Genomic DNA, 23,740 nt, shown 5'->3' with positions numbered 1-23,740 from the left:
GGGCAGCACCGTCCAGCCCGACGGCGATACGTCGGACACGTTCTCCGGGGAGCCCGCCTCAGGCGGCCGGAGGCGGCAGGACGAGTGCGCGTGCGTGCATGATCGCGACCCTATGCGGCGGTACGGCGCTCCGCCACATCCTTTTCGGGCCCCCGGGCGACCGGCTGGGCCGACCCCTTGGCGGGCGCCGACGACTGCGCGATGAACGCGCCCACGAGCACCACCGCGCCCCCGACGATCTGGGGCGCCGACAGATGCTCGCCCAGCAGCACCCAGGCAAGCACGGTCGCGATGACCGCTTCCAGACAGGCCACGACCCCGGCGACCTGCGGCGAGAGCCGCCGCACGGCGAGCACACCGGTGACGTAGGCGACGACCGTGGCGACCAGCACGAGCCAGCCCAGCAGCAGCCCGGCCGCGACGGGCGTGCCGTCCATGTGGGCGGTACCCGTGAGGACGGACCAATCCATACGCCACGGACGCGCGACCGCGGTCAGCAGGAGGGCGCCGACCAGCAGGCCGTAAGCGATGACGCCGAGGGGGTCCGGCGCCTCGTCGCCCGCGTCGCTGCCCTGGTCGGACAGGACGAAGTAGCCGACCTGGCAGCAGGCGGCGGCGAGCGCGAGCAGCAGCCCCACGGCGTCGAAGCCCAGCCCGGACCACACCTCGACGACACAGGCGAGCCCGCCGACCGCGAGAACGACACCCAGCGCGGCGGCACGGGTCACGGGCCGCCGCTGCACGAACCGCACCCAGCCGAGCACGAGGGCGGGCGCGAGGTACTCGACGAGCAGAGCGACCCCGACGGGGATGCGGGAGATCGCGGCGAAGTAGCAGGCCTGGACGCCGGCCACGGCGAGCAGTCCGAACCCGGCGAGCAGCGCGGGCCGCCGGCGCACCAGCGCCCTGTGCCGCACGGCCAGGGGCAGCATCACGAGGGCGGCGCCCGTCACGCGCAACCACACCACGTGCAGCGGATCGAGGCCCGCCTCGATCAACGGCTTGGCCGCGACACCGGACCCGCCGAACGCGACCGCCGACACCAGCGCGAGCCCGAGCCCGACGCCCCTGACCCGACCGACCTCACCGCTCCCTGACGTGCGCACCGGCACATGATGGCAGGCGACGACATGACCGTCACCCTCGATGACACCTGTCTCACCGACTGGACAGGCCCACAGGGGGTCCGTCGAGCGGGCCCCACGCCTCAGCCGGCGCCGTCACCGCCCCCGGCGTACTCCTCGCACCCCGCCGCCGCCACCAGCTCGATCTGCAGCAGCCGCGCCGGCAGCTCCCCCGCGTCGACGCCGCCCCGTCGCAGCACCTCGACAGCCCGGGACCGCGGATCCACGACGATCGCCGCGAGCAGATCGATCCCGCGGGCCCGCGCGTCACCGCGTCGCCCGGCCCGCTCGCACGCCTCCTCCAGCGCGCCCGCCGCGACCGGTGACCAGCCCGCCGTGTGCGCCACCCCCGGCAGCACGGGCAGGGTCCCGGAGTCCTCGACGGAGCCCTGCCACCGCAGCCCGTAACCGATGCTGCGCTGCACGAGATAGCCGAGCAGCCGCGCGACCTGCGGGTCTCCGCCCTCGAACACCGCGCGTACCTCGGGATCGGACTCCAGGAGGGTGTGCAGCAGATGGGCCGTGTCGATCTGCCGGTCCCCGTCCCGCAGCGCCCGTCTGCGCGCACCGGCGACCACCGCTGCCAGCTCGGCGGTGAGCCTGGCATCGTTGTCCACGCGGTTCGCGCCGTGCTCGGTGGTCGACTGGCGGGGGATACGGGGTTGCACATCCCTACCCCATCAGCCCCAGCGGATCCGGTCATCCTCGCGACGCACCATTTCCGCGTCCCACGGAAGGTGGGCACCGGGCGCGGAATCTCCTCCTTACGGAGGACATCACGCCGCTCCGGCACGAAACCGACGCAAGGGGCGCGCATCCTCATTCCGCGCGCCCCGGGCGCAACCGGAGCACCCGCTCGCACGTCCCACTCCAACATGGAAAGCAGGTGCTGGCTGGTGGCGCTGCCGGCCACGGACGGCAGACAGTACGTGTACCGGGTGTACGCCCCGGAGGACGCGCTGCTCGCCGACCTGTTCTGGGAGGCGTGGCACTGTCACGACCAAGGCCCCTTCCCGCGCGCGTGGGACCTGTTCGACGCGGCCGAGATACAGCGGGTGGGCTGAGTCCGTGCCTCCGCTTCAGACCTGATGACCCGTCAGTATTGAATGTTCCGGCCCTTACGGCTACGTTCCGCGACACCGCAGCCCGAGACACAGAGGTGGTCGCATGGCCGAAATTAGCGCGGAGGCACACATCCAGGCACCGGCTGAGAAGATCTGGGCGCAGCTGACGGACTGGTCGGCGTACGGAGCATGGAACGCGACCCACACGAGCTTCCCCAAGGGCGGCCCCTCGGCATTCGAGGTCGGCGGCACCTTCGAGGAGAACCTGAAACTGATGGGCTTCCCTGCCGAGGTCGACTGGACCATCGAGGAGTTGGAGCCGGCCCGCACACTGGCCATCCGGGGCAAGGGGCCGATGGCGGTGATCGTCGCCACGCGCTACACCCTCACACCCGACGGCGACGCCACGAACGTCCGTATCGACGGCGAGTTCACCGGCGCGGCCGTCACCCTGATGGCCGGCAAACTGAAGGACTCGGGGACGGCCGCCCTGAACGAGTCCCTGCGCAAACTGGCCGGCCTGGTCGTCTGAACCGCGGCCGCAAGTGCCGTACGACAACACACAGGCGCCCCGCGGACACTTCCGCGGGGCGCCTGTGCGCACTGGGGACGCGCCGCCGGGGGCGGACACGTCTCCGAGGGCGGCCCATCAGTCCTCGTCTGCGAGGATCAGATACAGCTTCTTGCGCGCTTCGTTGATCACCGTGAGCGCCTTCTCGCGCTGCTCCTTGCTGCCGGTCTTCCAGACCTGACCGAAGGCCTCCATCAGACCGAAGCCGGCCTGGCGGATGTCGTTCAGCGCTTCCCAGTCGACGCCGCGTCCGGCCTCTTCCCAGGGTGCGTCGGGGCCCTCGTCGGCCGCGGTGCGACCGGACTCGGTGAGCGCGAACAGCTTCTTGCCGCCCTCGTTCTCGTTGACGATCAGACCCTCGTCCTCCAGCAGCTGAAGGGTGGGGTAGACCGAGCCGGGGCTGGGCTTCCACGCCCCTCCGCTGCGCTCGGCGATCTCCTGGATCATCTCGTAGCCGTGCATGGGCCGGTCCTTCAGCAGGGCCAGGATCGACGCGCGGACATCACCGCGCCGCGCCCTGCCCCGCGGTCCGCCCCGGCCTCCACGCCCGCCCCAGGGACCCGGACCGCCAGGGCCACCAGGACCACCGAAACCGGGCCCGAAGGGACCGAAGGCGGCTCGCCGCCCCTCGAAGCCGCCCCGCCCGAAGGCTCGGGGGCCGCCGTGACCGTGTGCGTGTCCGGGACCGAAGCCCGGACCGAATTCCTCTCCATGGGAACGCATCGCAAACCACTCCATTCGTTTTCTTGTCGTTGATCTGTCGCGATGCGTCAACGATATATCGGAATAGCTCGCCCGACAACCCCCCCAAAGAAGTGACCCAGGCCACATCGGAAACGATGACGTTTCGATAGCGCCGAGAGCTAGGCTGACGCATAGCAAAGTGAACGAAACAGTTTCGTACAAGGAGAGTGCCCCCCATGGCCTCCGTACTCGTCGTACACCGCCAGTCTCTGCAGCGCCTCGGACTGCGCATGCTTCTGGCGGCACAGCCCGACCTGACCGTCGTCGGCGAGGCGACGAACGGCACCGAGGCCGTTCGTATGAGCACCGCGCTCGGACCCGACGTCGTCCTGATGGACAGCCTGGTGGTCGACACGGACGGTGTCGACGTCATCCGCCGCATCACTCGACCCCCCACCCTGCTGTCGGTTGCCGAGCCCGTGAGAGCGGCGGGACACCGCCCGCGCGTGCTGGTCCTGACCCCCACCGGCCACGAACGGCACGCCTACGCGGCCCTGCGCGCCGGAGCCGGCGGGTTCCTTCCCCAGGACGCCACCCCCGAAGAACTGACCGCGGCCGTCCGTATCGTGGCCGCCGGAGACGCCGTCACCACCCCCAGCCTCACCCGCGCGCTCATCGACACCGTCCGGCACGAACGCACCACCGGCTCGCTGGAACGGGAAACCGGGCTCGGCGCACTCACCAGGCGTGAACGCGACGTCCTCACCGCGGTCGCCGCCGGCTGGTCCAACTCCGAGATCGCCACCCGCCTGTCCATCTCACCGACCACGGTCAAGTCCCACGTCAGCCGCATCCTCGCCAAGATCGGCGCACGCGCGCGCGTGCAGGCGGTGGTCTTCGCATACGAGTCCGGCCTGGTACGGCCGGCGGCCTGACCCTCCGCGGCGCCCAGCACCCTCGCCTGACCCACCCGGTCAGCCGCCGAAGCAGGTCCAGCACCCGGGAATTGGCTTTGGTCCCCCACCCCGCCGCCCGTCTAGCGTCGTCCCCATGCGCATTCGAATCGTCGACGCCTTCACCGACCGCCCCTTCGCCGGCAACCCGGCCGGCGTCCTGCTCCTCGACGCCTTCCCGGACGACACCCGGCTCCAGCGGATCGCCCTGGAGGTCAACCACGCCGAGACGGCGTTCGCCCACCGGCTGCCCGAGGGCGGCGAGGCCGACTGGGCGCTGCGCTGGTTCACCCCGGCCGCCGAGGTCGCGATGTGCGGCCACGCCACGCTCGCCACGGCCCACGTCCTGCACACCACCGGCTCCCACACGGGACCCGTACGGTTCGCCACTCTCAGCGGTGTCCTCAGCGCGACGCCCCACGAGGACGGCTCGATCACCCTCGACTTCCCGACCGCCCCGCTCACCCGCGTCGAGCTCCCCGCCGGGGTTGCCGAGGCCCTGGGCGCCGAGCCTCTCGCGGCCTTCGACACCGGCCCGAACATCAACGACCTGCTCATCGAGCTCGCCGACGAGAAGACGGTCCTGGGTCTCACCCCCGACCTCAAGGCCCTCACCGCCCACTCGGAACGCGGCGTCATCGCCACAGCCCGCGCCGACAACCCCGCCGGGGGCTACGACTTCGTCTCGCGCTGCTTCTTCCCCCGGATCGGCATCGACGAGGACCCGGTCACCGGCAGCGCCCACACGGCCCTCGCCCCCTACTGGTCCGAGCGCCTCGGCCGCCCCGACCTCACCGGCCTCCAGGCGTCCGCCCGCACCGGCCTGGTCCGCACGGAACTCCGCGGCGACCGCACCCTGCTGACCGGCCGAGCGGTCACCACCATCGACGGCGAGCTGCTCGTCTGAGGGCATACGGAGGGGCGCACGAACCCTTCGTACGCCCCTTGGCCGTCCACTCCAGCCCTCCCCCCAGCCACCCCGGCCGCTCAAGCCGTGGGCAGCCACCCCACCTTCCCCGCCAGCAGCGCGTACCCGACGAACGCCCCGATGTCGAGCAGTGAGTGCGCCACCACCAGGGGGCCCACGCGGCCCCACCGCCGGTAGAGGTACACGAACACCACCCCCATCACCATGTTGCCGATGAACCCGCCGATGCCCTGGTAGAGGTGATACGACCCGCGCAGTACGGAACTGGCCACCAGAGCCGTCCCCGGGGTCCACCCCAACTGGTTCAGCCGGCGCAGCAGATACGCGACGACGATCACTTCTTCCAGGACGGCGTTCTGCACCGCCGAGAGGATCAGCACCGGGAACTTCCACCACACCTCGGGCAGCGCCTCCGGCACCACCGTGAGGTTGAAACCCAGGCCACGGGCCGCGAGGTAGAAGGCGATTCCGCTGCTGCCGATCACCGCCGCGACGGCGGCCCCGCGGCCGAGGTCGGGCCAGGGCCGGGTGCGGTCGAAGCCCAGCGTGCGCAACCCCTTGCCCTCGCGCAGCAGAAAGTGCGCGACCAGGGCGACCGGTACCAGCGACGTCGTGATGCCGAAGAGCTGCCAGGCGAGGTCCAGCCATGGCCGGCCCGGCGCCGCCGAGGCGTTGAGGGTGGCCGCCTGGTCCTTGAGGCCGCCCGGCTTCGTGACCGAGCCGACAAAGCTGATCAGGGCGGAGACACCGCTCGCCCCGAGCGAAAGCCCCAGAACCAACAGCGTCTCGTCCCGGAGAGTCCGTCGCGACGGCCGCTCCTCAGGAACAGAACCGGCCCCCGCGCCCGCCTCCACCTGCACTCCTGCCTCCAGTTGTGTAGTCCCGCCGCTTCCGGCGTGCGTCCCCTTTTCCCTGCCATACGGCCCGTGCGGCCGATTCAGCTCATACGGCTGTCTCGGGCACGTGTGCTGTTGACCAGGGAGGGACACCACCGTCATGGGACATCACAGCTTGCCCGATCCGCCTGAGGAGGGCGCGGGTGACCCCCGTGCACGCGTCGGCCGCCGCACGGGAGTCATCGCGACGGCACTCGTCGCCCGGGGGCGATCACCCCAGGGGCACCGGCTCCGGCAACCCCACGGGCCAGGTGTGCACCGGCTCTCCGAGGTGCATCAGCTCGCTGTAGCGACGGGTGGTCGCGGCCAGCGCGGCTTCCCGGGACAGCCCCTTCTCCAGCGCCCGGTGGAAGGTGGCCGCCTGCCAGGACGCTCCGTTCGCCCGCCGCCTGCAGCGTTCCTCGATCACCCCGAGGTACAGGTCCCGGTCGGCGGGTTCGACCCCCCACGCGTCGAGGCCGGCCGCGGCGAGCGGCAGCAGTTCGTCACGTACGAGCTGCACGGCGTCGACCTCCGCCGTGCCGCCGAACCGGCCACCCCGGGGCCAGCGGAGCCGCGCGTCGATGCCATACCGGCAGGCGACGTCGAAGTTGGCGGCGGCGGCCTCGAAGGGCAGCCGGGTCCACACCGGCCGGGGCTGCTCGGCGAGCGCCCGCACGACTCCGTAGTAGAAGGCGGCGTTGGCGATGACGTCCGTGACGGTGGGTCCGGCGGGCAGCACCCGGTTCTCGACGCGCAGATGCGGAACACCGTCCGCGATGCCGTAGACCGGGCGGTTCCAGCGGTACACGGTGCCGTTGTGCAGCACCAGCTCGCCGAGCTTCGGCACACCTCCGGCGTCGAGGACGCTCAGCGGATCCTCCTCGTCACAGATCGGCAGCAGCGCCGGGTAGTAGCGCAGGTTCTCCTCGAAGAGGTCGTAGGCCGACGAGATCCACCGCTCCCCGAACCAGGTGCGCGGCCGTACGCCCTGCGCCTGGAGCTCCGGCGGACGCGTGTCCGTGGACTGGGTGAACAACGGGGGCCGCGACTCGCGCCACAGCTCTCGGCCGAACAGGAACGGCGAGTTGGCTCCGATCGCGACCTGTACGGCGGCGATCGCCTGCGCCGCGTTCCACACATCGGCGAACCGCCCCGGAGTGACCTGGAGATGCAGCTGTACGGAGGTGCAGGCGGCCTCCGGAGCAATGGACTTCGACGTGCACGAGAGGCGCTCCACGCCGTCGATGTCGAGCGTGAAGTCCTCGCCGCGGGCTGCCACGATCTGATCGTTGAGCAGGGCGTAGCGGTCGACGTCGGAAAGGTTCGAGGAGATCAGGTCGTCACGCTCGAGCGTCGGCAGAATGCCGATCATCATGATCCCCGCGTCCAGCTCGTTCGCTTTCCGGTGGGCATATGCCAGTGATGTACGGAGCTCTTCGGCGAGGCGATCGAATACCCGGCCCGCGAGGCGGTGGGGGGCAATGTTGACTTCCAGATTGAACATGGCGAGTTCTGTTTGGAAATCTCGGCTCGCGATCCTTTCGAGTACTTGCCCATTCATCATTTTCGGCATGCCGTCGGGCCCGACGAGATTCAGCTCGATCTCCAGGCCCAGGAGATTCTTCGGGCGGTCGAACCGCTTCTCGGCCAGCAGCCGCTCCAGCCCCGTCAGACAGTGCCGGAGCTTGGTGCGGTAGCGCTGGCGATCGGACAGGTCGAACGGCCCCGCCACGACCTTCTCCCCCATCGGAGTGTCCCTCCTCGAATGGGCGGGCCGAAGATCCGGCCGCTGACGTCCCGGGTCACGTGGGATAGTGCCCACCAAACGCGATCGATAACGTCCCGCGTGTTCCCGTCACCCGCTACGCCGGCCGACGCGACCCGCGGCACATTCGCCCGGCATGGCACCGTGGACGGTTCAGGCCGGTGCAACCCGACAGTTTCGCGCACTTGCGAACTCGTGAAAAATGCCGACGCCAATTGGCCGACCGCCTCGGGCACATCCACCGAGGTCATCGTCGTACGACCGGCCGGGAATCGGTGGAAACACCGCTCAACGCCGACTGAACAAGCCCTTGCTCTTCACGCGGAAACCAGTTAGACGAAACATAGTCAGAACACGTGTCGTATAAACTCCGCGAACAAGGGCAGAGAGTCGGCGCCCAGGTCGTGGGTCCTGCCGTCCAGGTGACGTCGGCAGGCCGCACCCCGTCAGCGCACCCGGCCCCCGCCTCTTCGGCCCCGAGAGATTTCGAGAGCAGACAGCGCCGTCCGCCCCCGCCCTCGCGCCACCGTGCCTGTCGAATGAGAGGCGTTCCACCATGCCCCTGCATGTCCCCCCGGCTCCCGCACCCGCACTGCGCACCGTCCTCGCGGCACTCGGTTCCCCCACCGCCGTCCGCGAGGCCCGCACCCCAGCCCTTCGCAACGCCCAGGGGCCGACCGCCCCCGAACTCCCGTTGCCCGTGCACGTCCTGGACCGGATCACCCCCGAGGGCACGTCCGCGACCCGGCTGACCGGGTGGCGCTTCCTGATCCGCGCCGGCGACCGCGCGGTGGCCGCGGCCGAGACCATGCTGACCCCCGACGGCTGGGCCTTCTCGCACTTCTTCGAGGGGCCCTACATCGCCTCCACCGAGCGCGCCCTGCGCCAGGCCGAGACGATGAAGCAGCCCTACCAGGCGCGCCTGCTGTCCGTCCCAGGGCTGTACATGCTCACGCTCTGGCTGCACGGCGACATCACCGCCGACGGAGCCGAGGGCCACCCCGCCGCGACCGACCTGCTCGTCCCGCTGGCGCCGGCCCCGCCGGGTATCGCGGCCCACCGTCCACACCGGGTCGCCGAACTGCTGCCGGTGCTGACCCATCGGGTGACTCCGGCCCCGCTGCTGAGTTCCCCCGCCTGACCGCACACGAGACGACACTCTCCGTATTCCCACGTACCCCGCCGCCGAATTCCCGGCGGCGGGGTACGTTGCTCTTTCGCGCGCGATTACGCTCGTACGAGCCGCCAAGGGTTTGCCCCCGCCCGGACTAGCCCTATCCGGCCATCAGGAACCACCCAAAGGGACAGCCCAGTTGGGCTGAACCGTCCGCCCGGGTGATGCGTCTTGAACCTGTGAGAAGTGGTACGGCTAAATACCTGCGGATTGACGCCCGTGGGGCAACACTGGGTTCGAAACGATTTATCACAACGGGGAGCGGCCATGAACAGTGCTTCGAGCCGCAAAACAGACACCACAGCCATCTCACACTCCATGACAGAGCGAAAGATCCCATCAATGTGCCAGCACCAGCCGCCGTGCCCGACAGCTCACTCCACCGACCGGGAGTCAGCCCGACTCATGGCGCACCACCCGGAACAGGGATGGAGCCTGCTGTGCAATGGCGTCCTCCTCTTCGAGGACACCGGTGAGCTCCTGCCCGACGGTCAGATCATCGCCCCGCACCGCCCAGCGGCGATGACGGCAGCCTGACGGCCGCGCACACGGACGAAGGGCAGCCTCCCGACGTCAGGAGCGACTGCCCGCAGCGACTGCCCGAACAACTGAACAGACGAAGAGGGGCCGGCCCGCAGACACCTGCTGCGAACCGGCCCCGACGCATGTCCGAGGGTGACTACTCCTCGTAGGCGTCCAGCGGCGGGCAGGAACAGACCAGGTTCCGGTCACCGAAGGCCTGGTCGATCCGGCGCACCGGCGGCCAGTACTTGTCCGCCGCCGAGACCCCGGCCGGGAAGACCGCCTCCTCGCGCGTGTAGGCGTGCGTCCACTCCCCGCCGAGCGCGGCGGCGGTGTGCGGGGCGTTCCGCAGCGGGTTGTCGCCGGCCGGCCAGCCGCCCGCGCCGACCTTCTCGATCTCACCGCGAATGGCGATCATCGCCGCGCAGAACCGGTCCAGCTCCCCCAGGTCCTCGGACTCGGTCGGCTCGATCATCAGCGTCCCGGCCACCGGGAACGACATCGTCGGCGCGTGGAAGCCGTAGTCGATCAGCCGCTTGGCGATGTCGTCGACGCTCACGCCCGTCGCCTTGCTGATCGGCCGCAGATCGATGATGCACTCGTGCGCGACCAGCCCACCGGGCCCGGTGTAGAGCACCGGGTAGTGCGGCTCCAGCCGCTTGGCGATGTAGTTGGCGCTCAGCACGGCCACCTGTGTGGCCCGCTTGAGACCGTCACCGCCCATCAGCCGGACGTACGCCCACGAGATCGGCAGAATGCCCGCGGAACCCCAGGGCGCCGCCGAGATCGGCCCCACACCGGTCTCGGGCCCGGCCGCGGGCTGCAGGGGGTGGTTGGGCAGATAGGGTGCGAGGTGCTCCCGTACCCCCACCGGGCCCACGCCGGGACCGCCGCCCCCGTGCGGGATGCAGAACGTCTTGTGCAGATTCAGGTGCGAGACATCCCCGCCGAAGTGCCCCGGCTTGGCAAGCCCCACCAGCGCGTTGAGGTTGGCCCCGTCGACGTACACCTGCCCGCCGGCCTCGTGCACCTGGGCGCAGATGTCGGCGACATGCTCCTCGAACACACCGTGCGTGGACGGGTACGTGATCATCAGAACCGAAAGCTCGTCCCGGTACTGCTCGATCTTCGCCCGCAGATCCTCGACGTCGATCTCACCGTCCCCGGCGGTCTTCACGACGACGACCTTCATGCCGGCCATGACGGCACTGGCCGCGTTGGTCCCGTGCGCGGACGACGGGATCAGACAGACCGTCCGCTGCTCATCGCCGTTGGCACGGTGGTATCCGCGTACGGCGAGCAGCCCGGCCAGCTCGCCCTGCGAACCGGCGTTCGGCTGGAGCGACACCTTGTCGTACCCGGTGACCTCGGCGAGCTGCTCCTCCAGTTCACGGATGAGCGTGAGGTAGCCCTGCGCCTGCTCGGCGGGCGCGAAGGGGTGCAGCTGGCCGAACTCGGGCCAGGTGACCGGCTCCATCTCCGTGGTCGCGTTGAGCTTCATGGTGCACGAGCCCAGCGGGATCATGCCCCGGTCGAGCGCGTAGTCACGGTCGGCGAGCCGGCGCAGGTAGCGCAGCATCGCGGTCTCGGAGTGGTACTCGTGGAAGACGGGGTGCGTGAGGATCTCGTCGGTGCGCAGCAGCGCCTCCGGCAGCGTGTCCTCGGCGTCCGCGTCGAGCGCCTCGATGTCGCCCTCGACCCCGAACGCGGTCCACACGGCGCCCAGTTGAGCCCGGTTGGTGGTCTCGTCGCAGGAGACGGACAGCCGGTCGGCGTCGACGAGGTGCACATTGACCCCGTGTTCCCTCGCGGCGGCGGCGACCTCGCCGGCCTTGCCGGGCACCCGCACGGTGAGCGTGTCGAAGTAGGCCCCGTGGACGACCTCGACGCCGCCCGCCGTCAGCCCCGCGGCGAGGATCGTGGCGTACCGGTGGGTGCGCCGGGCGATGGTCCGCAGCCCCTTGGGCCCGTGGTGGACGGCGTACATGCCTGCCATCACGGCCAGCAGGACCTGGGCCGTACAGATGTTGCTGGTCGCCTTCTCGCGGCGGATGTGCTGCTCCCGCGTCTGCAGGGCCAGCCGGTACGCCTTGTGCCCGTCCGCGTCCACGGAGACACCCACGAGCCGCCCGGGCAGGCTGCGCGCGAACTGCTCGCGCACGGCCATGTATCCGGCGTGCGGCCCGCCGAAGCCCATCGGCACGCCGAACCGCTGGGTAGTGCCGACCGCGATGTCCGCGCCGAACTCACCGGGCGAGGTCAGCAGCGTCAGGGCGAGCAGGTCGGCGGCGACGGTGACCACGGCGCCGAGCCCGTGCGCCTGCTCGACGACGGGCTTCAGATCCCGTACGGCACCAGAGGCGCCCGGGTACTGAAGGAGCACACCGTTGATCTCGCGCCCGGCGATGTCGTCCGGGATGCCCGCGCTCAGGTCGGCGACGACGACCTCGACACCGACGGGCTCGGCACGTGTCTCGATCACGGCGATGGTCTGCGGCAGGGCGTCCGCGTCGACGAGGAAGAGCCCCTTCTTGTTCTTGCCCATGCGCCGCGACAGCGCCATCGCCTCGGCGGCAGCGGTGCCCTCGTCGAGCAGCGAGGCACCGGAGGTGGGCAGCCCGGTGAGGTCGGCGACCATCGTCTGGAAGTTCAGCAGCGCTTCGAGGCGCCCCTGCGAGATCTCCGGCTGGTACGGCGTGTACGCGGTGTACCAGGCGGGGTTCTCCATCACGTTCCGCAGGATGACCGGCGGGGTGAAGGTCCCGTAGTACCCGAGTCCGATCATGGACGCCAGCACCTGGTTCCGGTCGGCCAGCGACCGCAGCTCGGCCAGCACCTCGGCCTCGGTACGGGCACCCGGCAGATCGAGGGCGTCGGCGTTCCTGATCACATCCGGGACCGCGGCGGCCGTCAGCTCGTCGAGCGAGCCGTATCCGACCTGCGCGAGCATCTTGGCCCGGTCCTCGTGGTCCGGCCCGATATGACGCCGCTCGAAGGGCGTTCCCTGTTCGAGTACGGCGAGCGGAGTGCGGTGGGCGGTCATTACGGAGGCCTCCTGGTCGTCGCGACCTTCGAGGGGCACCACGGCAGGGGTGCCCGAACGGCCTCCCCCTCTGTCATCTCAACCTGAGAGCTTCACCGGGCCGCCAACGCACTGACGTCCCGGCTTTCACCGTCGGTGAGAGCGAAAGCCGTCGGCTTCCGCTCTTCTTTCCAGAGTGACCTCGTCCGTGCGGTACAGGGGCCTGAGAGATTCCGGGGAGGATTTGCTCCTTCGGCGCCCTCCGAGGTTCCGGAGGACTCTCCCGCACGGGGTCAGCAGCCACTGGCCAGCCTATCAGCGGGCCTCACACACACCTTCGAGTGGCCGCCTTCCCCGAAGTACTCTTTTGTAGTGCTTACGGATGATTTGCGACCATTGGGAGGGCCCGTGCAGACCGACATCGATCCGCGCAACCTGATCGGCCGCAAGGCCTTCGACCGCAACGGCGCCAAGATCGGCACGATCGACGAGATCTATCTCGACGACGCGACCGGAGTGCCGGAGTGGGCGGCCATAAGGACAGGGCTGTTCAGCAGGGACGCCTTCGTGCCCCTGGAACCCAGCGAACTGGTCGACGGCACACTGCGCATCCCCTTCGAGCGGGCTCTGATCAAGGACGCTCCCGACTTCGGCGTGGGCCGCCACCTCTCCCCCGAGCAGGAACTGCAGCTCTACCACCACTACGGCCTCGACGTGGCGCCCCCTCCCCCGTTCCCGGACCACGACTTCGGCAGGCTGGCGGGCACGGAGGACGCCTGATCCGACAACTCCTCATCCGGACCGTCGGGTCCTCGCGGCGCGAGGGTCACCAACGGCAGCGGGTCCGCCGGCTCCAGTGCGGGATCGTCGGTCCGGAACGTACGCACCCGCCCCGGCTGTTCCGCTTCCGGCGTCTCGAACCGGACGGTGACCCGCCCCAGCCCACTCCCCTGCACCCATCCATGCCCGAAGTCGGCATGCCGTACGTCGTGCCCGGTGGTCCAGTGCCGCTCGACGGGCTGCTCCTCCTGCCGTTCCCCACCCTCGCGCTCGGCCTCCTCCACCGGCTCGAGTGCCGCCAACTCCCCGGCGGCCTGGGCGAACAGATCCTCCTGCGTGTAGTCGGCGAGGCCGCTCACCCCGACCCCGAGCAGCCGGACTCCCCCGGTGGTGTCCACCGCCTCCAGGAGCCGGGCCGCCGCCTCCCGCACCACCCCGGGGTCGTCCGTGGGCCCCCGGAGCGTCTCGGACCGGGTCAGCGTGGAGAAGTCGTACCGCCGCACCTTGAGGACGATGGTCCGCCCGGACAGCCCGGCACCGCGCAGCCGACGCACACACCGGTCCGCCAACCGCTGCACCTCCGTCCCCACCCGGACCCGGTCGTGGATGTCCACGTCGTAGGTGTCCTCGACCGACACGGACTTGGTCTCCCGCGCGGACACCACGGGCCGCTCGTCGTGCGCCAGCGCCATCGCGTACAGCGCGTGACCGTGCGCCTTCCCCAGCAGCCGTACGAGTTCGGCCTCGCCCGCCTCGGCCAGTTCGTCGACCGTGCTGATGCCGGCCCGCCGCAGATGGTCCCCGGTCGCCGGGCCGACCCCCGGCAGGGTCCGCACCGACATGGGCCCGAGCAGCGCCCGCTCGGTCCCCGGTTCGATCACGACCAGCCCGTCCGGCTTGGCCTGCTCCGAGGCGATCTTCGCGAGCATCTTGGAGGCGGCGAGCCCCACCGATCCCGTGAGCCCCGTGACCGCTCGTATGTCCGCGCGCAGCCTGGTACCGGCAAGCCGCGCCGACGCCTCGTCCCAGGCCGCCTCACCGGCCTCCAGGTCCACGAACGCCTCGTCCAGGCTCAATGGCTCCACCAGGGGCGACAGGGCGTGCAGGAGCCCCATGACCTGCTCGCTGATCACCTTGTAGAACCCGCCCCGGGGCACGAGATAGGCGGCGTTCGGCGCGAGTCTGCGCGCCTGCGCCATCGGCATCGCGGAGTGCACCCCGAACACACGGGCCTCGTACGACGCGGTGGCCACCACCCCGCGCGGCCCGAGCCCGCCCACGACAACGGCCTTCCCACGCAGACTCGGCTTGGACGCCTGCTCCGCCGAGGCGAAGAAGGCGTCCATGTCGAGATGCAGGATCGTGGGCGCGTTTCTCACATCACCGATGCTGCCCTACGCCACTGACAATGCCCCGGAACCCAGGAGCGCCGCTCAGACCGCCCGGTTGCGCCGCCGCGCCAGTTCGTCCGTGGGATTGAGCCCGACGAGCGTCTCGCCGGTGTCGACGCGCTCCCCGTGCAACTGCGAGAGAGCGCTTTCCACATCCCGCCACACCACGCCGACGGCGATACCGAAAATGCCCTGCCCGCCCTGGAGCAGCGCGTGCACCTCGTCGGGGGAAGTGCACTCGTAGACCGTCGCGCCGTCGCTCATCAGCGTCATCCGCTCCAGATCCCGGAACTCACACGCCCGGAGATGCTGGACCGCCGTACGGATGTTCTGCAGCGAGACACCGGTGTCGAGAAAGCGCTTGACGATCTTCAGGACCACAACGTCCCGGAAGCTGTAGAGCCGCTGCGTCCCCGATCCGTGCGCGGGCCGCACGCTCGGCTCGACCAGGCCGGTGCGCGCCCAGTAGTCCAACTGCCGGTAGGTGATGCCGGCCGCCGCGCACGCCGTCGGGCCGCGGTAGCCGATCTCCTCGGACGCCATGGAAGTCGCCCCTCCGCTGCCTGTTACAGCCGTCGGCCGCTGTGGAACGTGATCGGCCGCGCTGCCGTGATGAGGGTTCCCCCAGCTCGAGCGGAGCCGAGAGTCTGGGGGAGGGTACGGGCCGCTCTCCCCCAGACCGCGTCCGGGGGCACCCCCAGCCGTACCGTCGCCGCTGCTTCTCACGCCGACCTCCGTCCTTGAACTGCCTTCTCGACGGTAGGCAGTCACCAGGGGTGCGTCAACGATCGCCACACTCGGCACGCCGAGTGATAATCACCCAAGGAGTGGTTTCCCGTACCCCACCGCGGGGAAAGGCTAGCCGAATGTGCTCCGCGTCGGCCGCAGGACGCTCTCACACGCCGCTGACAATTGCCATCATCCGTGACATCGCGGGCCAAAAGACGCGCCCCACCGACCAGTGGGTCCGTGGGGCGGCCCGAGCCTCGTCAGCCGTCGCTGTCGCGGCTCACTGGCTGTTGGTCCCGAAGTCCTCGGGAGAGATCTGGTCGAGGAACTCGCGGAACTTCTCCACCTCGTCCTCCTGCTCGTCCGGGATCGCGATCCCTGCGTCGTCAAGTACTCCGTCGCTGCCGTAGATCGGCGTACCGGTACGCAGCGCCAGCGCTATGGCGTCGGACGGACGGGCGCTCACCTCGACTCCGCTGGCGAACACCAGCTCCGCGTAGAAGACACCCTCGCGCAGGTCCGTGATGCGCACCTCGGTGAGCTCCTGGCCGACGGCCTCCAGCACGTCCTTGAACAGGTCGTGGGTCAGCGGTCGTGCGGGGGCCATGCCCTGCTGGGCGAAGGCGATCGCCGTCGCCTCACCCGGTCCGATCCAGATGGGAAGGTAGCGGTCGCCTCCCACTTCACGCAGGAGCACGATCGGTTGGTTGGAGGGCATTTCGACCCGGACACCTACGACATCGAGCTCGTTCACACAGCAACCCTAGGCCGTGCCCGGGATGTTTGGGTAGTCGGGCACGGAACGGGTGACCGATCCGCCCTCCGGCGACCCTCCGCGCTCAGGGCTGCCGCACTCCCAGCGCGATCCGCACCAGGGCCGCGTGCAGCTTCACCGTGAGCCCCGACAGTTCCTTGCTGCGCGCCTCCGCGAGGGCCCTGGTCTGCGGATTGCGATGGCGCTTGAGGGGAGCCACCACCTGGTCGACCAGGCCGGCCTCGCGGTCGGCGGCGGCCTTCATCACCCGCAGATGCCGCGGCTCGATCCCGAACCGCCCCAGCTCGGCGACGAGCGCGGCGACGGTGACCGTCTCCGCGTCGTACGCACCGTCCGGCAGCGGCGCGACCAGCCCGTACGACTGCCACTCCTCGAGTTCCTCGTCACCGATCTCGGCGGCGGCGAGCAGCTCGGCGCGGCCGATCCGGACCGCGGTGGGTCCTTCCGCCTCCAGAACCGGCTCACCGTCCCGCTGCCGGCCCACGGTGGGGAGCGGGACAGCCTCCCCACGCCCCATGGCGTCCAGGTACTCCCTGATCACCTTGAGCGGCAGATAGTGGTCCCGCTGCATTCTCAGGACATGGCCGAGACGCTCGACGTCCTCCGGACTGAACTTGCGGTACCCCGACGGTGTCCGCTGCGGCTCGATGAGCCCCTCCGACTCCAGGAATCGGATCTTGGAGATGGTGACTTCGGGGAACTCGTCGCGCAGGGCGTTCAGCACTGTGCCGATGCTCATCAGCCCACTGTCCGCGGCGGCGATGCCGTGTCCGGCACCGCCGCTCGGTGTTTGAAGCATGGACCTTCCCTGGGGAATCCCCCCGGACTCAGTCCGGAGGAGGGTCAGTAGCCCCGCTGGCTCGCATAGAACACCAGTCGGTACTTGCCGATCTGAACCTCGTCACCGTTCGACAGGGCGACCTGGTCGATCCGCTCGCGGTTGACGTAGGTGCCGTTGAGGCTGCCCACGTCGGCGACCGTGAACAAGCCGTCCTGGCCCCGGCGGAACTCCACGTGCCGACGCGACACGGTCACGTCGTCCAGGAAGATGTCGCTCTGTGGATGACGCCCGGCCGTGGTCAGCTCACTGTCCAGGAGGAAACGACTGCCCGAGTTCGGGCCACGGCGCACCACCAGAAGTGCCGACCCGAGCGGCAGCGCGTCCACCGCGGCCTGCGCCTCGGGCGAGAGCATCGGCATCTGTGTCTGACCGGTGACCTCGGCGTCGTACGCCTCGATGCCGGAGATGGAGATCGTGGACGTCGTCTCCGACGGACGCTCGGGAGTGACCCCGGCCCGCAGCGGCGCACCACAGTTGGAACAGAAGCGGCTGTTCTCCGCGTTGCGGTTACCGCACCTCGTACACACCAGGGCCGACATCGACGGATCCTCCTGCCGCGGCTGCCCCGCCGGGGCATGGGACGCATACGGATCGGAGGAAAACTCTCCACCCGAACTTGAGGTTGACGGTTCCCCGAAACCTATGCGCCCGGACTGGGCAGGGTCAACAGACGGCGCGCCCTGACCTCCAGGAACGTCACCGCCCGGACCGCCGACCTGATCCCGGAACAGCGGACGCTGGCCGTCCGCGTCGGGCTGTGCGCGATGGCGGGCTGTCGCGTTGTCGCTGTTGCCCTCTCGCGCGCTCTTGCCGAACAACTTCGCAAACAACTTCACGGGCGATTCCCCTTGACCGAAACAGACCCGCCCGTGGGGCAGGACGAACCCTGACTGCACCTACCGGTAGACCCGGACATCTTCACAACGTCCGTCGCCACCTGACAGTTTCCACCACGCACCACCCATTCGGTGCGCCGACCCCCCGCAACCTCATGCCCTCCCCGGACAGCCCCCATGCACCCCCGGTTCACTGGGAGGACGACCGAGCGTAGTCAGGCTGCTTCGCCGCTCGCAAGGCGTCCACGACGATCTTGCCCACCCGCTCCACGGTAACCGTGGCCTGCTCCTTCTCCAGAGTCTGCACCACACCTCCGGGGATGTTGAGCGCCGGCTCGAGGTCCTGCGGCTTGCCGATGACCTTGAAACGATAGGGAGTGTCGATCTTGTTCCCGTCGACGCTCACTCCCCCACCGTCCTCGTCCGCCAGAAAGGTTCCCGCGACAACCCGTACACCGTTGACCTGGATCGCCTCGGCACCGGCCGCACGCAACTCCTGGATCGCGTCGAGCAGCATGTCGGCTTCGACCGTTCCCTTCGTGTCCTCGATGGTCAGCGTGATCCCGGGCCCCTGCGCGGCCACCGTGCCCGCCAGGATGCCCAGTTGGCGCTCCTTCTCGACCGTCTGCTTCCGGGCCTCCTCAGCCTGGTCCGAGCTGTTCTCCAACTCGGTCCGCTGATCTTCGAGACCTCGCTTCTCGTCCTCAAGACGCTGCGTACGGTCATCCAGTTCATCAAGAATGCGTACGAGATCTTCCTGACGCGCACCGCGCAGCGCCCCGTCGTTGTCACTGGTGGACGCGACCTGCACCGCCAGCCCGAATCCCAGCCCGAACAGCAGCAGAGCGACGATGAGTTGGGCCCGGGTCACCCGCGGCGGCCACAGCCCCTTCCCCAGCCGCTGACGGCCGGTCAGGGACGCCTCGGTCTCCTCGTCGTCCACCGCGGCCCCCACGTCAAGGGCCTGCGCGTCCGAGGACTCCGCGGGCTTGGCAGGGACCTCCTCGGGCAGTTCCTCGCGCAATCGTTTCTCGCCCGCCTCGGGGTGCTTGTCGCTCGCGTCGTTCTTGTCGTTGTCACTCATCGGCGTCAGGCCCGGAAGACGTGCCGGCGGATCGCCGCGGCATTGGAGAAGATACGGATGCCGAGGACCACGACGACACCGGTGGACAACTGGGCGCCGACGCCCAGCTTGTCGCCCAGGAAGACGATCAGCGCGGCCACGACGACGTTCGACAGGAACGACACCACGAAGACCTTGTCGACGAAGATCCCGTCAAGCATCGCCCGCAGACCGCCGAACACGGCGTCCAGGGCCGCGACGACGGCGATGGGAAGGTAAGGCTCCACGACCGCCGGCACCTCGGGCCGGACCAACAACCCCGCCACGACGCCCACGACGAGGCCCAGTACCGCGATCACGATGTGCCCTTCTCTGTCTCTGTTCTCGGCTGTGCTGTACGTACGATCACGCTCGGTGCGGCGGGCAGCCGGAGGTCGCTCTCCACGGAGATGCTGGTCCGGATGTCGAAGTTCTCCTGCAGCGCGTGCAGATACAGTCCGTCGGCGCTGTCCTGGAACCTGCTGCTCAGCCGCTTGCCGTCCCCCACCGCGAGCACCGTGTACGGCGGCACCAGCGGCTTGTTGTCGACCAGTATCGCGTCTCCCGCGGCCCGGATCGCCGACAGCGCCGTCAGCCGCTGCCCGTTGATGGCGATGGCCTCGGCACCCGACTGCCACAGCCCGTTCACCACCCGCTGCATGTCCCGGTCGCGCACCCGCCCGGTGTCGGAGAACCCGGATGTCTCCCGCGCATCCCCGCCGGCACCGCTGTCGGCTTCTTTCGCATCGTCCACGACGAGTTTGACACCCGGCCCGTGCACCTCGGTCGCCCCTGACAGGATGCCCACCAGGTCGGCCTGTTCACCGCCGCCCTCCGACTTCAGCGCCGCACGCTGCCGCGCGCTCACGTCGTCGCGCAGCTGGTCGACCGTCTTCTCCAGCTTGTCGGCCGACTCGGTCTCCCGGTCGATGCGGTCGATCAGCTCTTCCCGCTCCTTGGCGATCACGGGGGCCGCTATCCGCGCCTGAGCCGCCCCCACGGTCACCACGAGAGCCGCGAGAACCAACCCGGCGGCAAGACCCAGCTTCGCTCTCAGCGGCTTCGGCAGCCCGCCGTCACCCGCGGCCTTCCGACGCGCGGCGGCCTCGGCATACCCCTCGTCGAGGCTGTGGTCCATGACGTTGGTGAGCAGCGACATGGACGCGTCCGGGCGGGTTCGGCTCGTGGGGTTGCTCCGAACGGGGGGCTGCTGCGGCATGCCGCACATCGTCCCACGTCGCGACCACTGCCTCCGAACGGCCCCACCGGCGTGCCGGACAGGCCCCCTTGGGGAACTCCCGTCCGGCACGCGCGTGTGGACGTCGACTCAGCGACCGGCACCGTCCACGACGGCGGACCACTCGTCGAGCAGTGCCTGAGCGGAAGCGTCGTCCGGCCCCTCGGCCCACAGATGCGTGACGGCCTCCGCCGGGTCGGGCAGAACCATCACCCATCGCCCGTCGGTCTCGACCACGCGCACCCCGTCGGTCGTGTCGACGAACCGCTCTCCGGCCTCCTCCACAACCCGCCGCATGACCAGTCCCTTGACAGCCCAGGGAGTCGCCAGATCACGCTTCAGGACGTGCGCCCGCGGAATCCTGGCATCGATCTGGCTGAGCGTGAGCTGCGTCCGTGCGACCAGCCCGATAAGCCGTACGAAGGCCGCCGAACCATCGAACACGCTGCTGAACTCGGGGATGATGAAACCACCACGCCCGTCCCCGCCGAAGATGGTCGTCTCATCACGCCCGACCCGGGTCAGATCGTCGGGCGATGTAGTGGTCCACTCCACCTGTGTGCCGTGATAAGCCGCGACCTGCTCGGCAATTCGGGTGGTGGTCACCGGCAGCGCCACTCGCCCGCTCCGGCGTTCCGCGGCCACCAGATCGAGCATGACGAGCAGCGCCCGGTCATCCTCGATGATCCGCCCCTTCTCGTCGACGAGTGAAAGCCGCTCACCCACCGGATCGAAACGCACACCGAAGGCGGCACCTGCCGACGCCACGATCTCTCCGAGCCGCACCATCCCGGACCGCCGGGTGTCCGCGGTTTCCGTCGGCCTGGACTCGTCGAGACCGGGATTGATGGTCAGCGAATCGACCCCGAGTTTCCCGAGCAGACTGGGCAGCACGAGTCCCGCGCTGCCGTTGGACGCATCCACGACAACCTTGAGCCCGGACTCCGCGATCCCGGTCGTATCGACGTTTCGCAGCAGCGACCCGGTGTACGAGTCGAACACACTGGCCGGGAAATGCAGATCCCCGATCTCCCCGGGGAACGCGCGCCGGTACTCCTGCCGCGCGAACACCCGGTCCAGCTTCCGCTGACTCGCCTGCGAAAGGTCTGCCCCCTGCCCGTCGAAGAACATGATGTCGACGGAATCAGGCACACCGGGCGTCGTCCGGATCATGATCCCTCCGGCACTCCCCCGGGCAGTCTGCTGCCGAGCCACCGGCAACGGTACGTTTTCCAGATCTCGTACGTCGATGGCGCTGGTCTGCAACGCGGAGATCACCGCCCGCTTCAGCGCGCGGGCACCGCGGGAGTGGTCGCGGGCGGTGGTGACAGTGGACCCCTTCTTCAAGGTCGTCGCGTACGCACCGGCCAACCGCACCACCAGCTCGGGCGTGATCTCCACGTTCAGGATTCCGGACACTCCACGGGCACCGAAGAGATGCGCCTGCCCTCTCGACTCCCAGATCACCGAGGTGTTGACGAAAGCGCCGGCCTCGATCGTCTTGAACGGGTAAACGCGTACGTTCCCCTGGATGATCGATTCCTCACCGACGAGGCACTCGTCGCCGATGACCGCCCCGTCCTCGATACGCGCCGCGCGCATGATGTCGGTGTTCTTGCCGACCACGCAGCCACGCAGATTGCTGTGCTGGCCGATGTACACGTTGTCGTGCAGCACGGCCCTGTGCAGAAAGGCTCCGCTCTTGACGACGACGTTCGAGCCGACAACGGTGTGCTCGCGGATTTCCACGCCGGCCTCGACCTTGGCGTAGTCCCCGATGTACAGGGGCCCGCGGAGCACCGCATCGGGGTGCACCTCGGCGCCCTCCGCGACCCACACACCGGGCGAGATCTCGAAGCCGTCGAGCTCGACGTCGACCTTGCCCTCAAGGACGTCGGCCTGCGCCTTCACATAGCTCTCGTGCGTACCGACGTCTTCCCAGTACCCCTCGGCGATGTAGCCGTAGACCAGCCGCCCTTCCTTCATCAGCTGTGGGAAGACGTCACCGGACCAGTCGACGGAGACATCGGCCTCGACGTAGTCGAAGACCTCGGGCTCCATGACATAGATGCCGGTGTTCACGGTGTCGGAGAAGACCTGCCCCCAGGTCGGCTTCTCGAGGAAGCGCTCGACCTTGCCCTCCTCATCGACGATGGTGATCCCGAATTCCAGTGGATTCGGCACCCTCGTCAAGCAGACAGTGACGAGCGCACCCTTTTCCTTGTGGAAATTGATGAGCTCGGTGAGGTCGAAGTCAGTCAGCGCATCACCGGAGATGACGAGGAAGGTGTCGTCCTTCAACGCCTCCTCGGCGTTCTTGACGCTTCCGGCGGTACCGAGTGGCTTCTCCTCATTGGCATAGGTGAGCTCCATCCCGAGCTCTTCGCCGTCACCGAAGTAGTTCTTGACCAGCGAGGCCAGGAACTGAACAGTGACGACTGTCTCGTTGAGCCCATGCCTTTTGAGCAGCCGCAGCACGTGCTCCATGATCGGCCGATTGGCCACTGGCAGGAGCGGCTTGGGCATGCTTGAGGTCATTGGGCGAAGGCGCGTGCCTTCGCCTCCGGCCATCACGACGGCCTTCATGTCGGAAGCGTCCTCCTTGAAGAGACGGTCTAGCCGACTTCACCCGTCCAGATTGTCCCGCACTTTTTCGAAGCGGGCCATCGAGCCACTACAGTCGCCCAATCGGCGAGCTCAATCGGCCATGGAGTCCGCACGGACCAGCCGGCGGACTTGTACCACGTAGAGGACTCCTGCCCACCAGTACAGGGTTGTACCCCATCCGGCGAACGCCCATCCGAAAATAGCAGCGAGTGACGAGATCCATCCACTTCCGTCACTGAGTAGAAGTAGTGGGAAGGCGTACATCAGGTTGAACGTAGCGGCCTTCCCCAGGAAGTTCACCTGCGGCGGCGGATACCCGTGACGCCTGAGGATGCCCACCATCACCAGCAGAACCAGCTCTCGCGCCAACAGTGCAGCGGTCAACCAGATGGGCAGGATCTCGCGCCAGGTGAGACCGACCAAAGTCGAGAGAATGTAGAGCCGGTCGGCTGCGGGATCGAGGAGCCGGCCAAGACTGCTGATCTGATTCCAGCGCCTCGCGAGCTTGCCGTCCAGATAGTCACTGATCCCGCTCAGCATCAGCACCAGGAGTGCCCAGCCGTCGCTCTTCGGACCACCGAACTCAGGCCAAAGGATCAGCCACAGAAAGACGGGGACGCCGACGAGACGCGCCATGCTGAGGATGTTCGGGATGGTGAGCACCCGGTCTGTCTGGACGCGGGTCTCCTGGACCTCCACCCGGGGGCCTCCTGTAGAAAACGAGCCAACGATGCCCCCTGACCTTACCCCAACGCAA

23 protein-coding genes and 1 riboswitch are annotated in these 23,740 nt (G+C 69.0%); of the genes, 7 read left to right on the top strand and 16 right to left on the bottom strand.

What is annotated here, in order from left to right; all coding sequences use genetic code 11:
* Window positions 1–110: 110 nt before the first annotated feature.
* Both ACW4TU_RS38300 and ACW4TU_RS38295 read right to left on the bottom strand, forming a co-directional pair.
* Complete coding sequence (locus ACW4TU_RS38300; protein WP_457420985.1) at window positions 111–1,112, bottom strand: EamA family transporter; 1,002 nt, start codon at window positions 1,110–1,112, stop codon at window positions 111–113.
* A gap of 95 nt (window positions 1,113–1,207) precedes the next feature.
* A complete protein-coding gene (locus ACW4TU_RS38295) occupies window positions 1,208–1,792 on the bottom strand; it encodes a Clp protease N-terminal domain-containing protein (protein ID WP_457420983.1) in 585 nt (194 codons plus the stop codon).
* Window positions 1,793–1,999: 207 nt separating this feature from the next.
* Between ACW4TU_RS38295 and ACW4TU_RS38290 the strand changes: the two genes are divergently transcribed.
* Window positions 2,000–2,188, top strand: coding sequence for a hypothetical protein (locus ACW4TU_RS38290; RefSeq protein ID WP_457420981.1), 189 nt, complete (start codon window positions 2,000–2,002; stop codon window positions 2,186–2,188).
* Window positions 2,189–2,291: 103 nt separating this feature from the next.
* Complete coding sequence (locus ACW4TU_RS38285; protein WP_457420979.1) at window positions 2,292–2,720, top strand: type II toxin-antitoxin system Rv0910 family toxin; 429 nt, start codon at window positions 2,292–2,294, stop codon at window positions 2,718–2,720.
* Window positions 2,721–2,837: 117 nt separating this feature from the next.
* Here ACW4TU_RS38285 and ACW4TU_RS38280 read toward each other — a convergent pair whose 3' ends face one another.
* On the bottom strand, window positions 2,838–3,482 hold the full coding sequence (locus ACW4TU_RS38280; RefSeq protein ID WP_457420977.1) for a PadR family transcriptional regulator: 645 nt from the start codon (window positions 3,480–3,482) through the stop codon (window positions 2,838–2,840).
* A gap of 197 nt (window positions 3,483–3,679) precedes the next feature.
* On the opposite strand from ACW4TU_RS38280, the gene ACW4TU_RS38275 reads away from it, so the two are divergent.
* Both ACW4TU_RS38275 and ACW4TU_RS38270 read left to right on the top strand, forming a co-directional pair.
* Window positions 3,680–4,378 (top strand): LuxR C-terminal-related transcriptional regulator, encoded by a 699-nt coding sequence (locus ACW4TU_RS38275; RefSeq protein ID WP_457420975.1) that lies wholly within the window; start codon window positions 3,680–3,682, stop codon window positions 4,376–4,378.
* Between the two features lie 115 nt (window positions 4,379–4,493).
* Entirely contained in the window at window positions 4,494–5,303 is an 810-nt protein-coding gene (locus ACW4TU_RS38270; protein WP_457420973.1) for a PhzF family phenazine biosynthesis protein, read from the top strand.
* Window positions 5,304–5,383: 80 nt separating this feature from the next.
* On the opposite strand, the gene ACW4TU_RS38265 is transcribed toward ACW4TU_RS38270, so the two are convergent.
* Together ACW4TU_RS38265 and ACW4TU_RS38260 are read right to left on the bottom strand one after the other, a co-directional pair.
* Window positions 5,384–6,184, bottom strand: coding sequence for a CPBP family intramembrane glutamic endopeptidase (locus ACW4TU_RS38265; protein ID WP_457420971.1), 801 nt, complete (start codon window positions 6,182–6,184; stop codon window positions 5,384–5,386).
* Window positions 6,185–6,431: 247 nt separating this feature from the next.
* Entirely contained in the window at window positions 6,432–7,949 is a 1,518-nt protein-coding gene (locus ACW4TU_RS38260; protein WP_457420969.1) for a glutamate-cysteine ligase family protein, read from the bottom strand.
* 574 nt (window positions 7,950–8,523) lie between these two features.
* Here ACW4TU_RS38260 and ACW4TU_RS38255 point away from each other — a divergent pair.
* Window positions 8,524–9,108, top strand: a complete 585-nt coding sequence (locus tag ACW4TU_RS38255; protein WP_457420967.1) for a hypothetical protein — start codon at window positions 8,524–8,526, stop codon at window positions 9,106–9,108.
* A 375-nt stretch (window positions 9,109–9,483) separates the two neighbouring features.
* Window positions 9,484–9,678 (top strand): DUF5999 family protein, encoded by a 195-nt coding sequence (locus tag ACW4TU_RS38250; protein ID WP_189150690.1) that lies wholly within the window; start codon window positions 9,484–9,486, stop codon window positions 9,676–9,678.
* 142 nt (window positions 9,679–9,820) lie between these two features.
* Here ACW4TU_RS38250 and gcvP read toward each other — a convergent pair whose 3' ends face one another.
* Window positions 9,821–12,706: an aminomethyl-transferring glycine dehydrogenase gene (gene gcvP, locus ACW4TU_RS38245; protein ID WP_457420964.1), complete on the bottom strand. Its 2,886-nt coding sequence runs from the start codon at window positions 12,704–12,706 to the stop codon at window positions 9,821–9,823.
* 180 nt (window positions 12,707–12,886) lie between these two features.
* Window positions 12,887–12,981, bottom strand: a riboswitch (glycine riboswitch).
* Window positions 12,982–13,093: 112 nt separating this feature from the next.
* Between gcvP and ACW4TU_RS38240 the strand changes: the two genes are divergently transcribed.
* Entirely contained in the window at window positions 13,094–13,465 is a 372-nt protein-coding gene (locus ACW4TU_RS38240) for a PRC-barrel domain-containing protein (RefSeq protein ID WP_457420962.1), read from the top strand.
* On the opposite strand, the gene ACW4TU_RS38235 is transcribed toward ACW4TU_RS38240, so the two are convergent.
* The 10 genes from ACW4TU_RS38235 to ACW4TU_RS38190 form a co-directional block, all read right to left on the bottom strand.
* Complete coding sequence (locus tag ACW4TU_RS38235) at window positions 13,387–14,844, bottom strand: DNA polymerase IV (protein ID WP_457420960.1); 1,458 nt, start codon at window positions 14,842–14,844, stop codon at window positions 13,387–13,389. The two genes, ACW4TU_RS38240 and ACW4TU_RS38235, sit on opposite strands and share 79 nt — an antisense overlap.
* Before the next feature lie 54 nt (window positions 14,845–14,898).
* Window positions 14,899–15,582, bottom strand: coding sequence for a MerR family transcriptional regulator (locus ACW4TU_RS38230; RefSeq protein ID WP_457420958.1), 684 nt, complete (start codon window positions 15,580–15,582; stop codon window positions 14,899–14,901).
* Between the two features lie 283 nt (window positions 15,583–15,865).
* A complete protein-coding gene (locus tag ACW4TU_RS38225; RefSeq protein WP_006123076.1) occupies window positions 15,866–16,339 on the bottom strand; it encodes a bifunctional nuclease family protein in 474 nt (157 codons plus the stop codon).
* 85 nt (window positions 16,340–16,424) lie between these two features.
* Complete coding sequence (gene ftsR / locus ACW4TU_RS38220) at window positions 16,425–17,159, bottom strand: transcriptional regulator FtsR (protein WP_457420955.1); 735 nt, start codon at window positions 17,157–17,159, stop codon at window positions 16,425–16,427.
* A 44-nt stretch (window positions 17,160–17,203) separates the two neighbouring features.
* On the bottom strand, window positions 17,204–18,097 hold the full coding sequence (locus tag ACW4TU_RS38215; protein ID WP_457420953.1) for an FHA domain-containing protein: 894 nt from the start codon (window positions 18,095–18,097) through the stop codon (window positions 17,204–17,206).
* 130 nt (window positions 18,098–18,227) lie between these two features.
* Entirely contained in the window at window positions 18,228–19,121 is an 894-nt protein-coding gene (locus ACW4TU_RS38210; protein WP_457420951.1) for a DUF881 domain-containing protein, read from the bottom strand.
* Between the two features lie 5 nt (window positions 19,122–19,126).
* Window positions 19,127–19,459: a small basic family protein gene (locus tag ACW4TU_RS38205; protein WP_006376801.1), complete on the bottom strand. Its 333-nt coding sequence runs from the start codon at window positions 19,457–19,459 to the stop codon at window positions 19,127–19,129.
* On the bottom strand, window positions 19,456–20,358 hold the full coding sequence (locus ACW4TU_RS38200; RefSeq protein ID WP_457420949.1) for a DUF881 domain-containing protein: 903 nt from the start codon (window positions 20,356–20,358) through the stop codon (window positions 19,456–19,458). The genes ACW4TU_RS38205 and ACW4TU_RS38200 overlap by 4 nt, the downstream gene beginning before the upstream one ends.
* Before the next feature lie 108 nt (window positions 20,359–20,466).
* Window positions 20,467–22,962 (bottom strand): sugar phosphate nucleotidyltransferase, encoded by a 2,496-nt coding sequence (locus ACW4TU_RS38195; protein ID WP_457420947.1) that lies wholly within the window; start codon window positions 22,960–22,962, stop codon window positions 20,467–20,469.
* Window positions 22,963–23,073: 111 nt separating this feature from the next.
* Window positions 23,074–23,682 (bottom strand): cardiolipin synthase ClsA, encoded by a 609-nt coding sequence (locus ACW4TU_RS38190; protein WP_457420945.1) that lies wholly within the window; start codon window positions 23,680–23,682, stop codon window positions 23,074–23,076.
* Between the last annotated feature and the right edge of the window lie 58 nt (window positions 23,683–23,740).

The sequence above is a fragment of the Streptomyces kryoterrae genome (genome assembly GCF_054072135.1).
Note: the sequence above shows the minus strand (reverse complement) of the source record. Positions and strands in the feature narration are given on the sequence as shown.

Bases quoted from the DNA above. Each gene is read 5' to 3' on its own strand.
- ACW4TU_RS38280 (WP_457420977.1), bottom strand. From the start codon at position 3,482: ATGCGTTCCCATGGAGAGGAATTCGGTCCGGGCTTCGGTCCCGGACAC.
- ACW4TU_RS38290 (WP_457420981.1), top strand. From the start codon at position 2,000: ATGGAAAGCAGGTGCTGGCTGGTGGCGCTGCCGGCCACGGACGGCAGA.
- gcvP (WP_457420964.1), bottom strand. From the start codon at position 12,706: ATGACCGCCCACCGCACTCCGCTCGCCGTACTCGAACAGGGAACGCCC.
- ACW4TU_RS38285 (WP_457420979.1), top strand. From the start codon at position 2,292: ATGGCCGAAATTAGCGCGGAGGCACACATCCAGGCACCGGCTGAGAAG.
- ACW4TU_RS38200 (WP_457420949.1), bottom strand. From the start codon at position 20,358: ATGCCGCAGCAGCCCCCCGTTCGGAGCAACCCCACGAGCCGAACCCGC.
- ACW4TU_RS38260 (WP_457420969.1), bottom strand. From the start codon at position 7,949: ATGGGGGAGAAGGTCGTGGCGGGGCCGTTCGACCTGTCCGATCGCCAG.
- ACW4TU_RS38255 (WP_457420967.1), top strand. From the start codon at position 8,524: ATGCCCCTGCATGTCCCCCCGGCTCCCGCACCCGCACTGCGCACCGTC.
- ACW4TU_RS38210 (WP_457420951.1), bottom strand. From the start codon at position 19,121: ATGAGTGACAACGACAAGAACGACGCGAGCGACAAGCACCCCGAGGCG.
- ftsR (WP_457420955.1), bottom strand. From the start codon at position 17,159: ATGCTTCAAACACCGAGCGGCGGTGCCGGACACGGCATCGCCGCCGCG.
- ACW4TU_RS38275 (WP_457420975.1), top strand. From the start codon at position 3,680: ATGGCCTCCGTACTCGTCGTACACCGCCAGTCTCTGCAGCGCCTCGGA.
- ACW4TU_RS38250 (WP_189150690.1), top strand. From the start codon at position 9,484: ATGTGCCAGCACCAGCCGCCGTGCCCGACAGCTCACTCCACCGACCGG.
- ACW4TU_RS38270 (WP_457420973.1), top strand. From the start codon at position 4,494: ATGCGCATTCGAATCGTCGACGCCTTCACCGACCGCCCCTTCGCCGGC.
- ACW4TU_RS38195 (WP_457420947.1), bottom strand. From the start codon at position 22,962: ATGAAGGCCGTCGTGATGGCCGGAGGCGAAGGCACGCGCCTTCGCCCA.